This window comes from Myxococcus sp. CA023 (assembly GCF_010998615.1).
Lineage (GTDB): Bacteria > Myxococcota > Myxococcia > Myxococcales > Myxococcaceae > Myxococcus.
Window position 1 is genome coordinate 1 of the sequence record NZ_JAAEAH010000233.1, and the last position, 379, is coordinate 379.

1 protein-coding gene is annotated in these 379 nt (G+C 61.5%); it reads left to right on the forward strand.

The window, feature by feature from the left end:
• Positions 1–379: type IV secretion system protein (locus F8M74_RS37430; protein ID WP_205604123.1), on the forward strand; the 379-nt coding region annotated here is incomplete at both ends.

The following is a 379-nucleotide window of genomic DNA, read 5'->3' on the forward strand; positions in this document are numbered from 1 at the left end:
TTCTTGAGCAGATCAAGCAGATGGCGGGCTTCCCCGAGGTGTTCATCCACCTCGCGCCCATCGTCGTGCTGTTCTTTGCGTGGCTGGTGGTCATCGTCAGCTTCTTCGTGCTGGCGGTGCAGCTCTTCGTCACGCTGATCGAGTTCAAGCTGACCACGCTCGCGGGCTTCGTGCTGGTGCCGTTCGCCCTGTGGAACAAGACGGCGTTCCTGGCTGAAAAGGTGCTGGGCAACGTGGTGTCTTCGGGCACTAAGGTGCTGGTGCTCGCCGTCATCGTGGGCATCGGCTCGGGGTTGTTCTCCGAGTTCAACATTCCGGCGGGCTCCGAGCCGTCTATCGACCGGGCGCTGGTCATCATGCTGGCCTCGTTGTCCATGCT